This is a genomic window from Streptomyces sp. MspMP-M5, assembly GCF_000373585.1.
Lineage (GTDB): Bacteria > Actinomycetota > Actinomycetes > Streptomycetales > Streptomycetaceae > Streptomyces.
Genome location: NZ_KB891885.1, coordinates 209,476 through 225,292, shown reverse-complemented (window position 1 = coordinate 225,292; position 15,817 = coordinate 209,476). Strand labels below are relative to the sequence as shown.

The following is a 15,817-nucleotide window of genomic DNA, read 5'->3' as shown; positions in this document are numbered from 1 at the left end:
CGGCGATGGGCTCAGCGCACCACGACGACCTTCACCCCGCGCACCGCGAAGTCCCACAGTGCCGCGCCGTCCTCGCGCGACTCCCGGATGCCGCCGGTCTTCTTCGCGTGCGCACCGCCCGGCGTCGGCGTGGAGCCGTCGACCGCCGCGCTGAAACCGACGACCACGCCGTCGACGGCGGCGAACCGCACCACGTGCTCGACCGCCACCCCGTCCGAGCCGGTCACGCTCACCGACCGCGAGGTGACCGGGTACGTCCCCGGCAGCGGGCTCACCGCGCTCGGCGCCACCGCGAACGTCCGCTGCGCGGCGCCGTCCGCGCCGACCAGCCAGACCCGCTTGGCACCCAGCGCGTAGACCACGCGCTTGCCGGTGCCCGACTGCGCCGGGACCGGGGCCGGGGCCGGCGGCTTGTCCTGCTTGTCGTGCCCGCCGCCGGCGGCGGGCTGCTCGCCGGCCGACCGGGCGTCGCCCCGGACCGGGGTCAGCGGACCGGAGGCGGAGGCGGACGCCTGGAAGCCGAGCACGCCGATCGCGACCAGGGCGGCCGCGGTGAGACCGGTGACGATCGTGCTGCTCTTAGCGGGCACCGCGGTGCCACCTTTCGGTACGCCCCCGCCCGCGGGCGGGGAGGCTGGCTGTGCTGGACGGGGCCGACCAGGCCGGCCGGGGACCGACGGTAGCACCGCGACGGGCACCGCCGGCCGCGCCGTAGTCTTTAAGGCGTGCTGCTGCTAGCTCTTGACACCGCCACCCCCGCCGTCACCGTCGCGCTCCACGACGGCACCCGCACCCTCGCCGCCGCCGGGGAGGTGGACGCGCGCCGGCACGGCGAACTCCTGCTGCCCGCCGTCGACCGGGTACTGGCCGAGGCCGGGCACAAGCTCGCCGAGGTCACCGACATCGTCGTCGGCGTGGGCCCCGGCCCGTACACCGGGCTGCGGGTGGGGCTGGTGACGGCCACCACCTTCGGGGCGGCGCTGGACGTGCCCGTCCACGGCCTGTGCTCGCTCGACGGCATCGCCTACGCCTCCGGGCTCACCGCCCCCTTCGTCGTGGCCACCGACGCCCGCCGCAAGGAGGTCTACTGGGCCCGCTACGGCGACGCGCGGACCCGGCTCACCGACCCGGCCGTGGACCGCCCCGCCGACCTCGCCGACGACGTCGCCGGGGTCCCCGCCGTGGGCGCCGGCGCGCTGCTCTACGACACCGTCTTCACCGGCGTCCTCCGGGACGGCCCCGCGCACCAGTCGGCCGCCGCGCTGGCCGGCCTGGCCGCCGCGAAGCTGGCCGCCGGCGAGGAGCTCCTGCCGCCGCGGCCGCTGTACCTGCGCCGTCCCGACGCCCAGGTGCCGGCCAACTACAAGGTGGTCACGCCGAAGTGAGCGGGCCCGACGCGACCGGCCCGTCCCCGCACGCCGAACTGCGGGAGATGCGCTGGTGGGACGTGGAGCCGGTGCTGGCGCTGGAGCGCGCCCTCTTCCCCGAGGACGCCTGGTCGCCGGGGATGTTCTGGTCCGAACTCGCCCACGCCCGCGGCCCGTTGGCCAACCGGCGCTACCTCGTGGCCGAGGCCGAGGCCCAGATCGTCGGCTACGGCGGGCTGGCCGCGATCGACGGCACCGGCGACATCCAGACCATCGCCACCGCCCGCGACCAGTGGGGCACCGGCCTCGGCGGCCGGCTGCTGACCGCGCTGCTCGCCGCCGCCACCGACTTCGAATGCCACGAGGTGCTGCTGGAGGTGCGCGTCGACAACGCCCGCGCCCAGCGCCTCTACGAGCGCTTCGGCTTCGAGCCGATCGGCTTCCGCCGCGGCTACTACCAGCCCGGCAACGTCGACGCGCTGGTCATGCGCCGCCCCTCCCAGACCTCCTCCGAAGCACCCTCCGTACAAGGAACGTGAACATGGCTGACTCCCGCGGCGGACCGCTCGTCCTCGGCATCGAGACCTCCTGCGACGAGACCGGTGTCGGCATCGTGCGCGGCCACACCCTCCTCGCCGACGCGGTCGCCTCCAGCGTCGACGAGCACGCCCGCTTCGGCGGGGTGGTGCCCGAGGTGGCCTCCCGCGCCCACCTGGAGGCGATGGTCCCCACCATCCAGCGCGCCCTGAAGGACGCCGGGGTCGCCGCCTCCGACCTCGACGGCATCGCGGTCACCGCCGGCCCCGGCCTGGCCGGCGCCCTGCTCGTGGGCGTCTCGGCCGCCAAGGCGTACGCCTACGCCCTCGGCAAGCCGCTCTACGGCGTCAACCACCTCGCCTCGCACATCTGCGTCGACCAGCTGGAGCACGGCCCGCTGCCGGAGCCGACGATGGCCCTGCTGGTCAGCGGCGGACACTCCTCGCTGCTGCTGGCCCCCGACATCACCTCCGACGTCCGGCCGCTGGGCGCCACCATCGACGACGCGGCCGGCGAGGCGTTCGACAAGGTGGCGCGGGTGCTCGACCTCGGCTTCCCCGGCGGCCCCGTCATCGACCGGATGGCCCGCGACGGCGACCCCGAGGCGATCCGCTTCCCGCGCGGCCTGACCGGCCCCCGCGACGCCGCCTACGACTTCTCCTTCTCCGGCCTGAAGACCGCCGTGGCCCGCTGGATCGAGGCCCGGCGGGCGGCCGGCGAGGACATCCCCGTCGCGGACGTCTCGGCGTCCTTCCAGGAGGCGGTCGTCGACGTCCTGACCCGCAAGGCCGTCCGGGCCTGCAAGGACAACGGCGTGGACCACCTGATGATCGGCGGCGGGGTGGCGGCCAACTCCCGGCTGCGGGCGATGGCCGAGCGCCGCTGCGCGGACGCCGGCATCCGGCTGCGGGTACCGCGCCCCAAGCTGTGCACCGACAACGGCGCGATGGTCGCGGCCCTCGGCGCCGAGATGGTGGCCCGCAACCGCCCGGCGTCCGCCTGGGACCTCTCCGCCGACTCCTCGCTGCCGGTCACCGAGACCCACGTCCCCGACCCGGACGCGCACCCCCACGGGCCCGGCGACGGCCATGACCACGGCCACGGTCACAGCCACGGACCCGCGCACGACCACGACCACTTCCACGAGCTGAGCAAGGACAACCTCTACTCGTAGGGGGCTCGGAGGAATCCCCGCGCGACGCCTTATCCTGAGGGCCGGGGCGCGGGGAGCCGCCCCGTTCGCAGACCGGGGACGACGGGGGACGGCGCGGTGCACTGGTGGTATCTCTACTTTCTGGCCGGGCCGGCCCTCTACGCCGGCTCCCGGGCGCGCCGCGTGGTCCGCACGGCGCTGAAGACCCGGCACCAGCGCAAACTGGCCCTCATCGAGGCGCGCCGTGAGGAGCGCCTGGCCCTGGAGACCGCCGACCGGCCGCCCGCCCCGGTGTGCGGCTGCGAGCACCACCTCGCCAAGCACGACAAGCAGGGCAGGTGCCACGAGGAGGTGCGGACCGCCGTCGCCTGGGACGCCGACGACCGCCCCGTCCGGTACGAGGCCCGGCAGTGCGCCTGCCAGCAGTACGTGGGCCCGCAGCCGCTCTCCCAGGTCTACGCCGACGAGCTGACCGACCTGGCCTGAGTGCCCTGACCGACCCCGCCCGAGCGGCCGTCAGGCGCGCTCCCCGGCGGGATGCCCCAGCAGCATCGTGGGCGCCCCCGCGACCCGGGTGAGGAAGACCGTGCAGGAGCGCGGCCCGGCGAGCCGGAGCTTCTTCCGCAGCTCCTCCGGCTCCACCGCTGACCCGCGCTTCTTGATCACCGCGACGCCCACCGCGCGCTCCCGCAGCAGCGCCCGCAGCTTCTTGACGTTGAACGGCAGCACGTCGGTGACCGCGTAGGCAGTGGCATACGGCGTCGGCACCAGCCGGTCCGCCGTCACATAGGCGATCGTCGGGTCGATCAGCCGCCCGCCGACCCGCTCCGCGACATCGGCGACCAGATGGGCGCGGATCACCGCACCGTCGGGCTCGTAGAGCCAGTCGCCCACGGGGCCCGGCTCGGGATCGGGGAGACCGGCGCCCACCAGGGAGTCGCCGGCCGGCAGCAGGGTGGCCCGGCGGGCGCCGCCCCGGCCCGTACCGAACCACAGGACGGCCTCCTTCACGTCCCCCGCATCGGAGATCCACTCCGCCTCGGCGTCCTCGGGCAGCGCCTCGTGCGGCACCCCCGGCGCGATCTTCAACGCCGCGTACGGCGCCGAACGCGCCGCCCCGACCGCCCAGGACAGCGGCGGCGCATACGCCTCCGGATCGAACACGCGGCCACCGCGGACCCCCTTGCGCCGCGCCGGGTCCACGAACACCGCGTCGTAGCCGGCGGTGTCGACCTCCGTGACGTCCGTGCAGCGCACCTCGATCAGGTCCGCCAGACCCAGCGCCCCGGCGTTCGCCCGGGCCGCCGCGCAGGCCAGCGGATCGCGGTCCACGGCCAGCACCCGGATCCCGGCCCGGGCCAGCGCCAGCGCGTCGCCCCCGATCCCGCAGCACAGGTCGGCCAGGGACCGCACGCCGAGCGCGGCGAGCCGGGCGGCGCGATGGGCGGCGACCGTGGCACGGGTGGACTGCTCGACGCCGTTGGGGGTGAAGTACATCCGCGCGGCGTCCGCGCCGAACTTCGCGGCCGCCCGCTGCCGCAGCCGCGCCTGCCCGAGCGCCGCGGAGACCAGCGGCGCGGGATGGTCGCGGCGCAGCCGGGTGGCGGCCGCCAGCTCGTCCGCCGGATCGTGGTCCCGCAGGACGGCCAGCAGTTCCTGCCCCTCGGGGGCGAGCAGCGCGGAGAAGGTGTCGAGGTCGGTCACCCGCACCATTGTGGGCCAGTGGCCGGACCGGTCCGCGGACTGGCCCGCAGGCCGGTCGCGGCGGCCGCGGTCAGGCCCCGGACGCCGGCCCGGCGACCCGCGGCACCCGCTGCGTCGCGTCCGCGTCCGGCCGCGGCGCCGCCGGCCGGACCGGCTCCCGCCGCTGCTGGGCGCTGTCGCTGATCCGCAGCAGCACCGCCACCATCACCCAGTTCGCGACCAGTGACGAACCGCCCTTGGCGAGGAACGGCAGCGCCTTGCCGGTCAGCGGGATCAGGCCGGTGACGCCACCGGTGACGACGAAGACCTGGAGCAGCAGCGCCCCGGCGAGCCCGACCGCCAGCAGCTTGCCGAACGGGTCGCGGGCGGTCAGCCCCACCCGCAGCCCGCGCTGGGCCAGCAGCGCGTAGAGCACCAGGACGGCCATCACCCCGGCCAGGCCCAGCTCCTCGCCGACGGTGGTGAGGATGAAGTCGCTGTTCCCGGCGAAGCCGATCAGCTCGGGGTGGCCCTGGCCGAGCCCGGAGCCGCCTATCCCGCCGCTGCCGAAACTGAACAGCGCCTGGGCCGCCTGGTCGGAGATCAGGCCCGGCGGCCGCTGGTTCGCCGGCAGGAAGATGTCCATCGGGTGCAGCCAGGCCATCACCCGGCCCTTGACGTGCGGTTCGATGGAGCCGACGACGCCGGCGCCGACCACCGCCATGGCCAGACCGCAGACCACCCAGCTGGTCCGCTCGGTCGCCATGTAGAGCATGATCACGAAGACGCCGAAGAAGATCAGCGAGGTGCCCAGGTCACGTTCGAAGACCAGCACCAGCAGGCTGATCACCCAGATCGTGAAGATCGGCCCGAGCTGCCGGCCCGGCGGCAGCTGCATGCCCATCACCCGGCGCCCGGTCAGCGCCAGCGCGTCGCGGTTGACGGTCAGATAGCCCGCGAAGAACACCACGATCATGATCTTCACGAACTCGCCGGGCTGCAGCGACAGCGGCCCGAGCAGGATCCAGCGCTTGGCGCCGAACTGGTCCGCGCCGAAGAACGCCGGCGCCATCAGCAGCACCAGCGCGACCGCCATCGTCAGATAGATGTAGCGCTGCAGCAGCCGGTGGTTGCGCAGCACCATCAGGATCACGATGCAGACCGCGACCCCGATGACCGTCCACACCAGCTGCCCGGTCGCCGCCTGGGCGATTTTCAGCCGGGGCTTCGCCGCGTAGGTGATGTCCAGCCGGTGCAGCAGCACCAGCCCGATCCCGGTCAGCAGCGTCGCCAGCGGCAGGATCAGCGGATCGGCGCGCGGCGCGAACCGCCGGACGACCAGGTGCGGCACCAGCGCGATGAAGAAGACGCTCAGCGCGAAGCCGGCCAGCCCGCCCGGGAGCCGCCCGTTCATCGACAGCTCGGTGTAGGCGTAGCCGAAGACGGTGATCAGCACGACGAAGCCGAGCAGCAGTGCCTCGGTGCGCCGGCGGTTCGGGGCATGGGCCAGCGCGGTGAACGTCATGGTGCGTTCGGCGTCGCTCTCCGGTCCCCCGGAATCCAGGGGAGCGCTGGTCAGTCCACGCACGGTTCCTCCGCCATCGATGGGTCAGGGCCGCGGGGCGGCCGGGTCGTGGCCCGGTGGTCGGCGGTCCCTGGGACTAGACGGGGGCGGCCGCGGGCACGGTTGCCGCCAGGGCGGGAGGTGTGTCGGAATCCACGCCCGGCCACCGGCAGCAGACACGGTACGCGCCTCCGGCCCGCCGGGGCCCGCCACCGGACTCCCGCCCGCCCTCCGGGGGCGCCCCGAGCGACAGGCCCTAGCACTCCGCTTGACCGAGTGCTAACCGCGTCATAGTCTCAGCGTTGGCACTCTCCGTTGGGGAGTGCCAACACAGCGACGGGCAGGTCCGGCACCCGCGACGACGGATCCACCTGGTCGCCACCTCAGACAGTTAACCCCGTGAGATCTCCGAAGGGGGAGGTCGGATCGTGACGACCGCCAGCTCCAAGGTTGCCATCAAGCCGCTCGAGGACCGCATCGTGGTCCAGCCGCTCGACGCCGAGCAGACCACGGCCTCGGGCCTGGTCATTCCGGACACCGCGAAGGAGAAGCCCCAGGAGGGCGTCGTCCTGGCGATCGGTCCGGGTCGCTTCGAGGACGGCAAGCGCGTCGAACTCGACGTCCAGGTCGGCGACGTCGTGCTCTACAGCAAGTACGGCGGCACCGAGGTGAAGTACAGCGGCGAGGAGTACCTCGTCCTCTCGGCTCGCGACGTGCTCGCGATCGTCGAGAAGTAAGTCACCCGGATTTGCCCTGATCTGCGCCCCTGGTTCCCGCGTTCTCACCGACCCGGGGCAGGGGCGCAGTTCGTTTGAGCGAAAGCGGTCACGGCGGCGAGGCCGACGATCGCAACGAGAGGACTTGAAGCACCCATGGCGAAGATCCTGAAGTTCGACGAGGACGCCCGTCGCGCCCTTGAGCGCGGCGTCAACAAGCTGGCCGACACCGTCAAGGTCACCATCGGCCCCAAGGGCCGCAACGTCGTCATCGACAAGAAGTTCGGCGCCCCGACCATCACCAACGACGGTGTCACCATCGCCCGCGAGGTCGAGGTCGAGGACCCGTACGAGAACCTCGGCGCCCAGCTCGTCAAGGAGGTGGCCACCAAGACCAACGACATCGCGGGTGACGGCACCACCACCGCCACCGTGCTGGCCCAGGCACTGGTCCGCGAGGGGCTGCGCAACGTCGCCGCGGGTGCTTCCCCGGCCGCCCTGAAGAAGGGCATCGACGCCGCCGTCAAGGCCGTCTCCGACGACCTGCTGGCGACCGCCCGCCCGATCGACGACAAGGCCGACATCGCCGCCGTCGCCGCGCTGTCCGCCCAGGACCCGCAGGTCGGCGAGCTGATCGCCGAGGCGATGGACAAGGTCGGCAAGGACGGTGTGATCACCGTCGAGGAGTCCAACACCTTCGGCCTGGAGCTGGACTTCACCGAGGGCATGGCCTTCGACAAGGGCTACCTCTCGCCCTACATGGTCACCGACCAGGAGCGCATGGAGGCCGTCCTCGACGACCCCTACATCCTGATCCACCAGGGCAAGATCTCCTCCATCCAGGACCTCCTGCCGCTGCTCGAGAAGATCATCCAGGCGAACGCCTCCAAGCCGCTGCTGATCATCGCCGAGGACGTCGAGGGCGAGGCCCTGTCGACCCTCGTCGTCAACAAGATCCGCGGCACCTTCAACGCGGTGGCCGTCAAGGCCCCCGGCTTCGGCGACCGCCGCAAGGCGATGCTCGGCGACATGGCCACTCTCACCGGCGCCACCGTGGTGGCCGAGGAGGTCGGCCTCAAGCTCGACCAGGTCGGCCTCGAGGTGCTCGGCACCGCCCGCCGGGTGACCGTCACCAAGGACGACACCACCCTCGTCGACGGTGGCGGCAACTCCGAGGACGTCGCCGGCCGCGTCGCCCAGATCAAGTCCGAGATCGAGACCACCGACTCCGACTGGGACCGCGAGAAGCTCCAGGAGCGCCTGGCCAAGCTCGCCGGCGGCGTCTGCGTGATCCGCGTCGGCGCGGCCACCGAGGTCGAGCTCAAGGAGAAGAAGCACCGCCTGGAGGACGCCATCTCCGCGACCCGCGCCGCGGTCGAGGAGGGCATCGTCTCCGGTGGTGGCTCCGCCCTCGTCCACGCCGTCAAGGTCCTGGACGGCAACCTCGGCAAGGACGGCGACGAGGCCACCGGTGTCGCCGTGGTCCGCCGCGCCGCCGTCGAGCCGCTGCGCTGGATCGCGGAGAACGCCGGCCTGGAGGGCTACGTGATCACCGCCAAGGTGGCCGAGCTCGACAAGGGCAACGGCTTCAACGCCGCCACCGGCGAGTACGGCGACCTGGTCAAGGCCGGCGTCATCGACCCGGTCAAGGTCACCCGCTCCGCCCTGGAGAACGCCGCCTCCATCGCCTCCCTCCTGCTCACGACCGAGACACTGGTCGTCGAGAAGAAGGAAGAGGAGGAGCCCGCCGCGGCCGGCCACGGTCACGGCCACGCGCACTGACCCGCGCTTTCCCGCCGGCCGCCCCCGCGCCGGCACCCGACGAGGCCCGGCCCGCTCCCCGAGCGGACCGGGCCTCGCCCGTTTCTGCTGCCCGGCCCGTTCCCGATGCCCTGCCCCCCCCGGACCGTTCCCGGACCGTTCCCGGACCGTTCCCGGACCGTTCCCGGACCGTTCCTGAGGTCCTGCCCCCCGGGACCGTTCCTGAGGTCCTGTCCGCTCACCTCTCCCGACGTCCTGTCTGTGCCGGGCCTGACGTCCCGTCCGCTACTGACGTCCCGTCCGCTTCTGACCTCCCGTCCGCTTCTGACGTCCCATCCGCTTCTGGCGTCCCGTCCGCTACTGACGTCCCATCCGCTTCTGACGTCTCCCGTCAGGTCAGGCGGAGTGCCCCAGCCCCTCCCATCGCACCGGATCTGCGAACGGCAGCCCCTGTGCGTACCGCTCCAGCTCGTCGAGCGCATGGTCGGCCATCCGGTGCAGCTCGGTCCCCAGCGACCCGGCGACATGCGGGGTGAGCAGCACGTTCGGCAGCTCGTACAGCGGGGAGTCCGCGGCCGGGAGCGCGGGCTCGGTGACGTCGAGCACCGCGGAGAGCCGCCCGCTGCGCAACTCGGCGACCAGCGCCGCCTCGTCCACCAGCGAACCGCGGGAGGTGTTGACCAGCGTCGCTCCGTCCGGCATCAGCGCCAGCTCGCGCCCGCCGATCAGATGCCGGGTGGCCGGCACCTCCGGCGCGTGCACGCTGACGACGTCGCTCCCCGCACACAGCTCCGTCAGCGGAACCCGCTCCACGCCCAGCCGCCCCGCGTCCTCCTCGTCCACGTACGGGTCGTACAGCAGCACCCGCAGCGCGAATGGGCGCAGCAGTTCGACGACCCGCCGGCCGATCCGGGACGCGCCGACGATCCCGACGGTCCGGCCGTGGTTGCCGGCGCCGTCCAGCTCGCGCAGCCAGTCGTGCGGCGCGCGCAGGGTGCGGTAGCGGTGGGCGGCGTGCAGTACGCGCTTGTTGGCGAAGAGGATCGCGGCCAGTGTGTACTCCGCGACCGGCAGCGCGTTGGCCCCCGCGGCCGAGCTGACCGCGATGCCCCGCGCCCAGCAGGCGTCGGTGACATGGTGTTTGACGGACCCGGCCGCGTGCACGACGGCCCGCAGCCGCGGCGCCGCGGCCAGCACCTCTGCCGTCAGTACCGGCGCGCCCCAGCAGGTGAACAACACCTCCGCCTCGGCGAGCGCGGCGGCCACGCCGGGCCCCGGCGCGTCCCATCGGTGCGCGACGACCCGCGGGTCCGTCCGGGCCAGCCTCTCCAGCCGGTCGCGCTGCGGCTGCCCGAGCAACCGCTCGGCCATCCCCGGCGCCATGGCCAGGAGCACAGATGGGCGCGACGGGCACGACGGACGCGACTGCACTGGTCGGTGCATCTCTTGCCCCCTCCTCCGACCCCCGCTTCCCCTTCCCCTTCCCGTTCCCCGTCCCGTGCTTCCCGCATGCTTCCTGGCGGCTGCATGCTTTTCCCGCCGCCCGTCCGCATGCTTCCTGGCGCCTGAAGGCACTTCCGCCGCCCGTCCGCATGCTTCCCGGCGGACGTGTGCTCGCTCGTGTGCCCGCTGCCTGTGTGCTTGCTCGCGCGTGTGCTTGCTCGCTCGTGTGCTTGCTGCCTGCTGCCGGTGGGCCGCCGCCTCCTTCTTGTTTCGGCAACGAATTACGGTGCGTGAGGAGTTCCCTACTCCGTTACTGATTGTAGTCGAGTGAGTGCGGGCGAGTGGGAGGGTGGGCGGTGCTGTGGACGGTCGGGCGGGACCGGCGGAGAGGGCCGCCAGGGTGGGTGGAAGGGACAACGCACCGCCACCACAACGCGGCAAGTCCCAGGCCCCCCGCTACGGTTCCGGTATGACGACTGCACTGATCACAGGAGCGACCGCCGGCATCGGCGCCGCGTTCGCCCGCCGGCTCGCGGGCAACGGCCACAGCGTGGTGCTGGTCGCCCGCGACGAGAAGCGTCTCCGGGCGCAGGCCACCGAACTGCACGACCGTCACGGGATCGAGGCGGAGGTGCTGAGCGCCGACCTGGCGACCGACGAGGGGATCGCCGCCGTCGAGGCGCGCCTTACGGATGCCAAGCGCCCGGTGGACCTGCTGGTCAACAACGCCGGCTTCGGCAACAAGGGCGAGTTCCTCGACGTCCCGATGGCCGACGAACTGGCGATGCTCAAGGTGCACTGCGAGGCGGTGCTGCGGCTGACCACGGCCGGGGTGCGCGGGATGCGCGAGCGCCGGCGCGGCGCGGTGGTCAACGTGGCGTCGGTCGCGGCATTCGTCCCGCGCGGCACCTACGGCGCGAGCAAGGCGTGGGTCGTGCAGTTCACCCAGGGCGCCGCCCGCGACCTGGCCGGCAGCGGGGTGCGGCTGATGGCGCTGTGCCCCGGCTTCGTACGGACCGAGTTCCACCAGCGGGCCGGGATGGGCACCGACAACATCCCGGGCTGGATGTGGCTGGACGCGGACAATCTTGTGGACGCCGCCATGAAGGACCTGGCCCGCGGCAAGTCCCTGTCCATTCCGGACCCGCGCTACAAGGCCCTGATGGGCGCCGTGAAGCTGGCGCCGCGCGGGCTGCTCGGCGGCCTCACCTCGCGTACGGGCCGGAAGTACGGCCCCAGGTAGCGACCGCCGCTGCCAACCGTCGCCGACCGCCCCAACTCCGGCCAGTTGCGGCGAATTGCGGACGACTGCGGTCAACTGCGGCTCGGGGGCGGCGAGTTCGGGACGGAGTCCGGCGCCTCCCGCTGTTCCCTCTACCCGCGCCGTTCCCTCTACCCCCGCCGCCCCTCTGGCCCGCCCCGTCAGCCCGCCGCCCGCTCCGCGTACTCTGCCCGCTCCGCGTACACCGCCCGCCCCATGTACTTCGTCGCCGTTGCCCGGGCCTCCTGGGGCAGGGCCTCGCCCGCGTCCAGTAGGCGCGGCAGTAGTTCGCGGCGGGTGGTCAGGGCGCGGAACATCAGGCCGATGGTGACGTCGTGGCCGGGGCGGTGTTCGACGCGTACGGTGTCACCGGCCCGGATCTCGCCGGCCTCCAGTACGCGCAGATACGCGCCGGGCACCGCCGCCTCGGTGAACCGCTTGATCCAGCCGCGCTCGTCCAGCCAGCCCTGGAACGTCCGGCAGGGGATCCGCGGCGAGGTGACCTCCAGTAGCACCTCCGGGCCGACCCGCCAGCGTTCGCCGACCCGGGCGCCGGTGACGTCCAGGCCGGCGGTGGTGAGGTTCTCGCCGAAGACGCCGTTGGTCAGTTCGCGGTCCAGCTCCCGCTGCCAGTCGTCGAGGTCCTCGCGCGCGTAGGCGTAGACGGCCTGGTCGTCGCCGCCGTGGTGGCGCAGGTCGACCACCGTGTCGCCCGCGAGGCCGCTGCCGGCGGTGCCCTTGGGGCCGGGGGCGGCCACCGCGACGGGACCGTCCACGGGCCGCTTGTCGATGCCCGTCCCGCGCTCGGCGGAGGTGTGGGCGGAGGGGGTGGCCCGCCCGATGTTCACGGTCAGCAGCGTCGCATCCATGAGCGCACGGTAGGACATAGATCAAAAGTAGTCGCGCTATTTTTTACGATCTATCCAAGTATCGCTTATGCTCAAGGGGTGATCGAAGCCCGTCATCTCCGCGTGCTGCGCGCCGTCGCCCGGACCGGTTCCTTCTCCGCCGCGGCGCGGGAGCTGGGCTGCACCCAGCCCGCGGTCAGCCAGCAGATGAAGGCCCTGGAGCAGTCCGCCGGCACCCCGCTGCTGGTGCGCGCCGGCCGCGAGATGCGGCTGACGCAGGCCGGCGAGGCACTGGTCCGGCACGCGGCCGGCATCCTGGCCGGGCTCACCGCCGCCGAGGACGAGGTCGCGGCCATCGCGGGGCTGCGGGCGGGGCGGGTGCGGCTGGTGTCGTTCCCGTCGGGCAGCTCGACGCTGGTGCCGACGGCGCTGGCCAGGATGCGGGCCGCGCACCCCGGCGTCCGGGTGTCGCTGGACGAGGCCGAGCCGCCGCGCTCGATCGACCTGCTGCGCAACGGCGAGTGCGAGATCGCGCTGGCCTTCCGTTATCCGGAGGTGCGCGGCGCGGACCCGTCGGCCGGGGCGGAGTGGGAGGACCTGGTGGTCCGGCCGGTGCTGGCGGACCGGCTGGTCGGCCTGGTGCCGGAGGGGCACCGGCTGGCGCGGGCCGGCACCGCGTGCTTCGCGGACCTGGCCGACGAGCCGTGGATCGCGGGCTGCCCGCGGTGCCGCACCCATCTCGTCGAGGTCTGTGAACGCGCCGGTTTCACCCCGCGGATCGACTTCGCGACCGACGACTATCCGGCGGTGATCGGCCTGGTCGGCGCGGGCCTGGGGGTCGCCGCGCTGCCCCAGCTGACCCTGGAGTCGGTACGGCCCAAGGGTGCGGCGACGGTGCGGATGGAGCCCGCCGTGCACCGTGAGATCGTCGCGCTCACCCTGCCGGATCTGGCGCATGTGCCGGCGGTCGGCGCGATGCTCGACCAACTCGCGGGCGCCGCGGGACGCTGACCGCCGCCGGTCCCGGAGGGGCGGGGGACGCGGCGGAGTACGCGGGGACGCGGCGCCGGGCGGGGCCGCGGGCGGTGCGGATCTTGAGCAGTGCGGATCTTGAGGGGCGGATGCCTGCGCGCACGTTTGCCGCCGCGCCGGCCCACTAGCTGCAGGAACGTTTCTGCGAACGATGATCGGGGCTGTCGGTCAGGCGCCCGGCATGGTCGCGTGCCCGGGCAGGGAACTCGCCGGGACCATCCGGTGGCGGGCCCGTCCCATGAGTTCCTCGCGCTCGTCCTCGGTGAGGCCGCCCCATACGCCGTAGGGCTCGCGGACGGCCAGCGCGTGCGCCGCGCACTGGGCCCGCACCGGGCAGCGCATGCAGACCTCCTTCGCCGATGCCTCCCGCGCGCTGCGGGCCGCCCCTCGCTCGCCCTCGGGGTGGAAGAAGAGCGAGCTGTCCACGCCGCGGCAGGCGGCGAGCAACTGCCAGTCCCAGAGGTCTGCGTTCGGGCCCGGGAGGCGGGAGAAATCTGCCATTGCTTGTCCCCTCGGAAGCGATGCGTTTCGGGCTCGGTCTTCACGACGTTACATCTACTGTCTAAGTAGATGTAAATATGACTCATTGCGAATCTAGCCGCAGTCAACGCGAAAATGGAAGAAACAGAGCCAAATAGGGCATAGGGTGCACGCGCGGATGCCGGCTGCTCAGCGAGACGTTTGCGTATCCGGCTCCTCACGGAGCGTGCTGAACTCGGTCGCGGAAGCCGTAACTCTTTCGAGTGACCGTCGTTGAGTGTGCGGAGGCGGTTGGCAGAGGTAGCCCTCGGGCAGGTGTCCGAGGAGTTCGTCGATCGCCCAGGTGACGATACGTACCAGCCTGGAGGCTCAAGGTGACGCGCATCAGCTGCGGAGGGCGGTCATGACTTCCGTCCTCGTCTGCGACGACTCCCCGCTTGCCCGAGAGGCGCTCCGACGGGCGGTAGCAACCGTGCCCGGCGTCGAGCGCGTGACCACCGCGGCCAATGGCGAGGAGGTCCTCCGCCGCTGGGGGGCCGATCGCTCGGACCTGATTCTGATGGACGTGCGGATGCCCGGCCTCGGCGGTGTCGAGACCGTGCGCCGATTGCTGTCCGCCGACCCCGGTGCCCGGATCATCATGCTGACGGTGGCCGAGGATCTGGACGGGGTGGCGCTCGCGGTCGCCGCCGGCGCCCGCGGCTATCTGCACAAGGACGCCTCGCGTGCCGAGCTGCGCGCGACGGTGACCCAGGCCCTGGCCGACCCGACGTGGCGGCTCGCCCCGCGCCGGCTGCGGTCCGCCGAGATGGGTGCCGCGCCGACCCTCACCGCCCGGGAGATCCAGGTGCTGGAGGGCATGAGCCACGGCCGGTCGAACGCGGAGATCGGACGTGAGCTGTTCCTCTCCGAGGACACGGTCAAGACGCACGCGCGACGGCTGTTCAAGAAACTCGGCGCCTCCGACCGGGCGCACGCGGTGGCGCTCGGCTTCCGCTGGGGTCTGGTCCGCTGAACCGTTGTGACGTGCGGCGATGCGGGGGAGTGAAGATCCCCGCCCGCCCTGTGGCGGGCGGGGCGGCATGAGGCCCCGCACGCCGCCCGGTGCCACGGCGACCCGATTCGCCGCGCGGTGCCGCATGCTTGAGGCATGGAGTTCCTCGGGGACGGGTCGGTCGGGCACGAGGGGAGGGCGCAGGAGATGACAGCCGGCGCACCTGCCGCGCACAACGCTTCAGCGCACAAGCGTGGACCTGATGCCGCGGATCGTTCGGCGTCAAGGCACCATGGACCGATGCGCGATGACGGGAAGCAGGAGATCGGCGCTCTCGTCGCACGTGCCGTCGAGGGCGACCGGCAGGCCACTCACGACCTGCTGGCGCACGTCCACCCCCTGGCCCTGCGCTACTGCCGTACCCGGCTCTCCCGGTTGCCCGGCGATGCCCGGCACTTCGTCGAGGACCTCGCGCAGGAGGTCTGTGTGGCGGTGCTGTGTGCGCTGCCCCGTTACCGCGACACCGGGAAGCCCTTCGAGGCGTTCGTCTTCGCCATCGCCGGTCACAAGGTCGCCGATCTCCAGCGGGCCGCGATGCGGCATCCGGGCAGCACGGCCGTGCCGTCGGACGAGATGCCCGAGCAGCCGGACGACTCGCTGGGGCCCGAGGAGCGGGCGCTGCTGAGCAGCGATGCCGAATGGGCCAAGAAGCTGCTGGCCAATCTGCCGGAGAACCAGCGGGAGCTGGTCCTGCTGCGGGTGGCGGTCGGGCTGACGGCCGAGGAGACCGGGCAGATGCTGGGGATGTCGCCCGGTGCGGTGCGGGTCGCCCAGCACCGGGCCCTGAGCAGGCTGCGGGCGCTCGCCGAGCAGTAGTCCGTGGAGCGGCGCGGTGTTCCGGTGTGCCGTCGGTGTCGCCGTCCCAGCCGTCCCGTAGGCCGGTCCGCGGCGGGAAGTCGCCGTAGGAACGTACGAGTG

16 protein-coding genes are annotated in these 15,817 nt (G+C 72.9%); 10 read left to right on the top strand and 6 right to left on the bottom strand.

Going from position 1 to position 15,817, the window contains the following annotated elements:
• Nucleotides 1-11 precede the first annotated feature (11 nt).
• Nucleotides 12-590 carry a hypothetical protein gene (locus B073_RS0113985; protein WP_018538723.1) on the bottom strand — a complete coding sequence of 193 codons (579 nt, stop codon included), beginning with the start codon at nucleotides 588-590 and terminating at the stop codon, nucleotides 12-14.
• Nucleotides 591-725: 135 nt separating this feature from the next.
• On the opposite strand from B073_RS0113985, the gene tsaB reads away from it, so the two are divergent.
• The 4 genes from tsaB to B073_RS0113965 all read left to right on the top strand — a co-directional run bounded on the left by tsaB (nucleotide 726) and on the right by B073_RS0113965 (nucleotide 3,543).
• On the top strand, nucleotides 726-1,385 hold the full coding sequence (gene tsaB / locus B073_RS0113980) for a tRNA (adenosine(37)-N6)-threonylcarbamoyltransferase complex dimerization subunit type 1 TsaB (RefSeq protein ID WP_018538722.1): 660 nt from the start codon (nucleotides 726-728) through the stop codon (nucleotides 1,383-1,385).
• Between the two features lie 47 nt (nucleotides 1,386-1,432).
• Nucleotides 1,433-1,906: a ribosomal protein S18-alanine N-acetyltransferase gene (gene rimI, locus B073_RS0113975; RefSeq protein WP_086023791.1), complete on the top strand. Its 474-nt coding sequence runs from the start codon at nucleotides 1,433-1,435 to the stop codon at nucleotides 1,904-1,906.
• 2 nt (nucleotides 1,907-1,908) lie between these two features.
• On the top strand, nucleotides 1,909-3,078 hold the full coding sequence (tsaD, locus tag B073_RS0113970) for a tRNA (adenosine(37)-N6)-threonylcarbamoyltransferase complex transferase subunit TsaD (protein ID WP_018538720.1): 1,170 nt from the start codon (nucleotides 1,909-1,911) through the stop codon (nucleotides 3,076-3,078).
• A 96-nt stretch (nucleotides 3,079-3,174) separates the two neighbouring features.
• The gene (locus B073_RS0113965) at nucleotides 3,175-3,543 is read left to right on the top strand and encodes a hypothetical protein (RefSeq protein WP_018538719.1); all 369 of its coding nucleotides are present in this window, start codon (nucleotides 3,175-3,177) and stop codon (nucleotides 3,541-3,543) included.
• 30 nt (nucleotides 3,544-3,573) lie between these two features.
• On the opposite strand, the gene B073_RS0113960 is transcribed toward B073_RS0113965, so the two are convergent.
• Both B073_RS0113960 and B073_RS0113955 read right to left on the bottom strand, forming a co-directional pair.
• Nucleotides 3,574-4,770, bottom strand: coding sequence for a class I SAM-dependent methyltransferase (locus B073_RS0113960; RefSeq protein WP_018538718.1), 1,197 nt, complete (start codon nucleotides 4,768-4,770; stop codon nucleotides 3,574-3,576).
• Between the two features lie 61 nt (nucleotides 4,771-4,831).
• Complete coding sequence (locus B073_RS0113955) at nucleotides 4,832-6,265, bottom strand: FtsW/RodA/SpoVE family cell cycle protein (protein ID WP_037811696.1); 1,434 nt, start codon at nucleotides 6,263-6,265, stop codon at nucleotides 4,832-4,834.
• Between the two features lie 467 nt (nucleotides 6,266-6,732).
• Between B073_RS0113955 and groES the strand changes: the two genes are divergently transcribed.
• Together groES and groL are read left to right on the top strand one after the other, a co-directional pair.
• Nucleotides 6,733-7,041 (top strand): co-chaperone GroES, encoded by a 309-nt coding sequence (groES, locus tag B073_RS0113950; protein ID WP_018538716.1) that lies wholly within the window; start codon nucleotides 6,733-6,735, stop codon nucleotides 7,039-7,041.
• Between the two features lie 135 nt (nucleotides 7,042-7,176).
• Entirely contained in the window at nucleotides 7,177-8,802 is a 1,626-nt protein-coding gene (gene groL / locus B073_RS0113945) for a chaperonin GroEL (protein WP_018538715.1), read from the top strand.
• A 375-nt stretch (nucleotides 8,803-9,177) separates the two neighbouring features.
• Here groL and B073_RS0113940 read toward each other — a convergent pair whose 3' ends face one another.
• Nucleotides 9,178-10,164: a hydroxyacid dehydrogenase gene (locus B073_RS0113940; RefSeq protein WP_420706439.1), complete on the bottom strand. Its 987-nt coding sequence runs from the start codon at nucleotides 10,162-10,164 to the stop codon at nucleotides 9,178-9,180.
• A 529-nt stretch (nucleotides 10,165-10,693) separates the two neighbouring features.
• On the opposite strand from B073_RS0113940, the gene B073_RS0113935 reads away from it, so the two are divergent.
• Nucleotides 10,694-11,467 (top strand): SDR family NAD(P)-dependent oxidoreductase, encoded by a 774-nt coding sequence (locus B073_RS0113935; RefSeq protein ID WP_018538713.1) that lies wholly within the window; start codon nucleotides 10,694-10,696, stop codon nucleotides 11,465-11,467.
• 179 nt (nucleotides 11,468-11,646) lie between these two features.
• On the opposite strand, the gene B073_RS0113930 is transcribed toward B073_RS0113935, so the two are convergent.
• The gene (locus tag B073_RS0113930; RefSeq protein ID WP_106731854.1) at nucleotides 11,647-12,354 is read right to left on the bottom strand and encodes an MOSC domain-containing protein; all 708 of its coding nucleotides are present in this window, start codon (nucleotides 12,352-12,354) and stop codon (nucleotides 11,647-11,649) included.
• A gap of 78 nt (nucleotides 12,355-12,432) precedes the next feature.
• On the opposite strand from B073_RS0113930, the gene B073_RS0113925 reads away from it, so the two are divergent.
• Nucleotides 12,433-13,344 (top strand): LysR family transcriptional regulator, encoded by a 912-nt coding sequence (locus tag B073_RS0113925; RefSeq protein WP_026247360.1) that lies wholly within the window; start codon nucleotides 12,433-12,435, stop codon nucleotides 13,342-13,344.
• Between the two features lie 189 nt (nucleotides 13,345-13,533).
• Here B073_RS0113925 and B073_RS0113920 read toward each other — a convergent pair whose 3' ends face one another.
• Complete coding sequence (locus tag B073_RS0113920; RefSeq protein WP_018538710.1) at nucleotides 13,534-13,866, bottom strand: WhiB family transcriptional regulator; 333 nt, start codon at nucleotides 13,864-13,866, stop codon at nucleotides 13,534-13,536.
• A gap of 382 nt (nucleotides 13,867-14,248) precedes the next feature.
• Between B073_RS0113920 and B073_RS0113915 the strand changes: the two genes are divergently transcribed.
• On the top strand, nucleotides 14,249-14,860 hold the full coding sequence (locus tag B073_RS0113915) for a response regulator transcription factor (protein ID WP_003948568.1): 612 nt from the start codon (nucleotides 14,249-14,251) through the stop codon (nucleotides 14,858-14,860).
• A gap of 279 nt (nucleotides 14,861-15,139) precedes the next feature.
• Entirely contained in the window at nucleotides 15,140-15,715 is a 576-nt protein-coding gene (locus B073_RS0113910) for a sigma-70 family RNA polymerase sigma factor (RefSeq protein WP_018538709.1), read from the top strand.
• Nucleotides 15,716-15,817 lie beyond the last annotated feature (102 nt).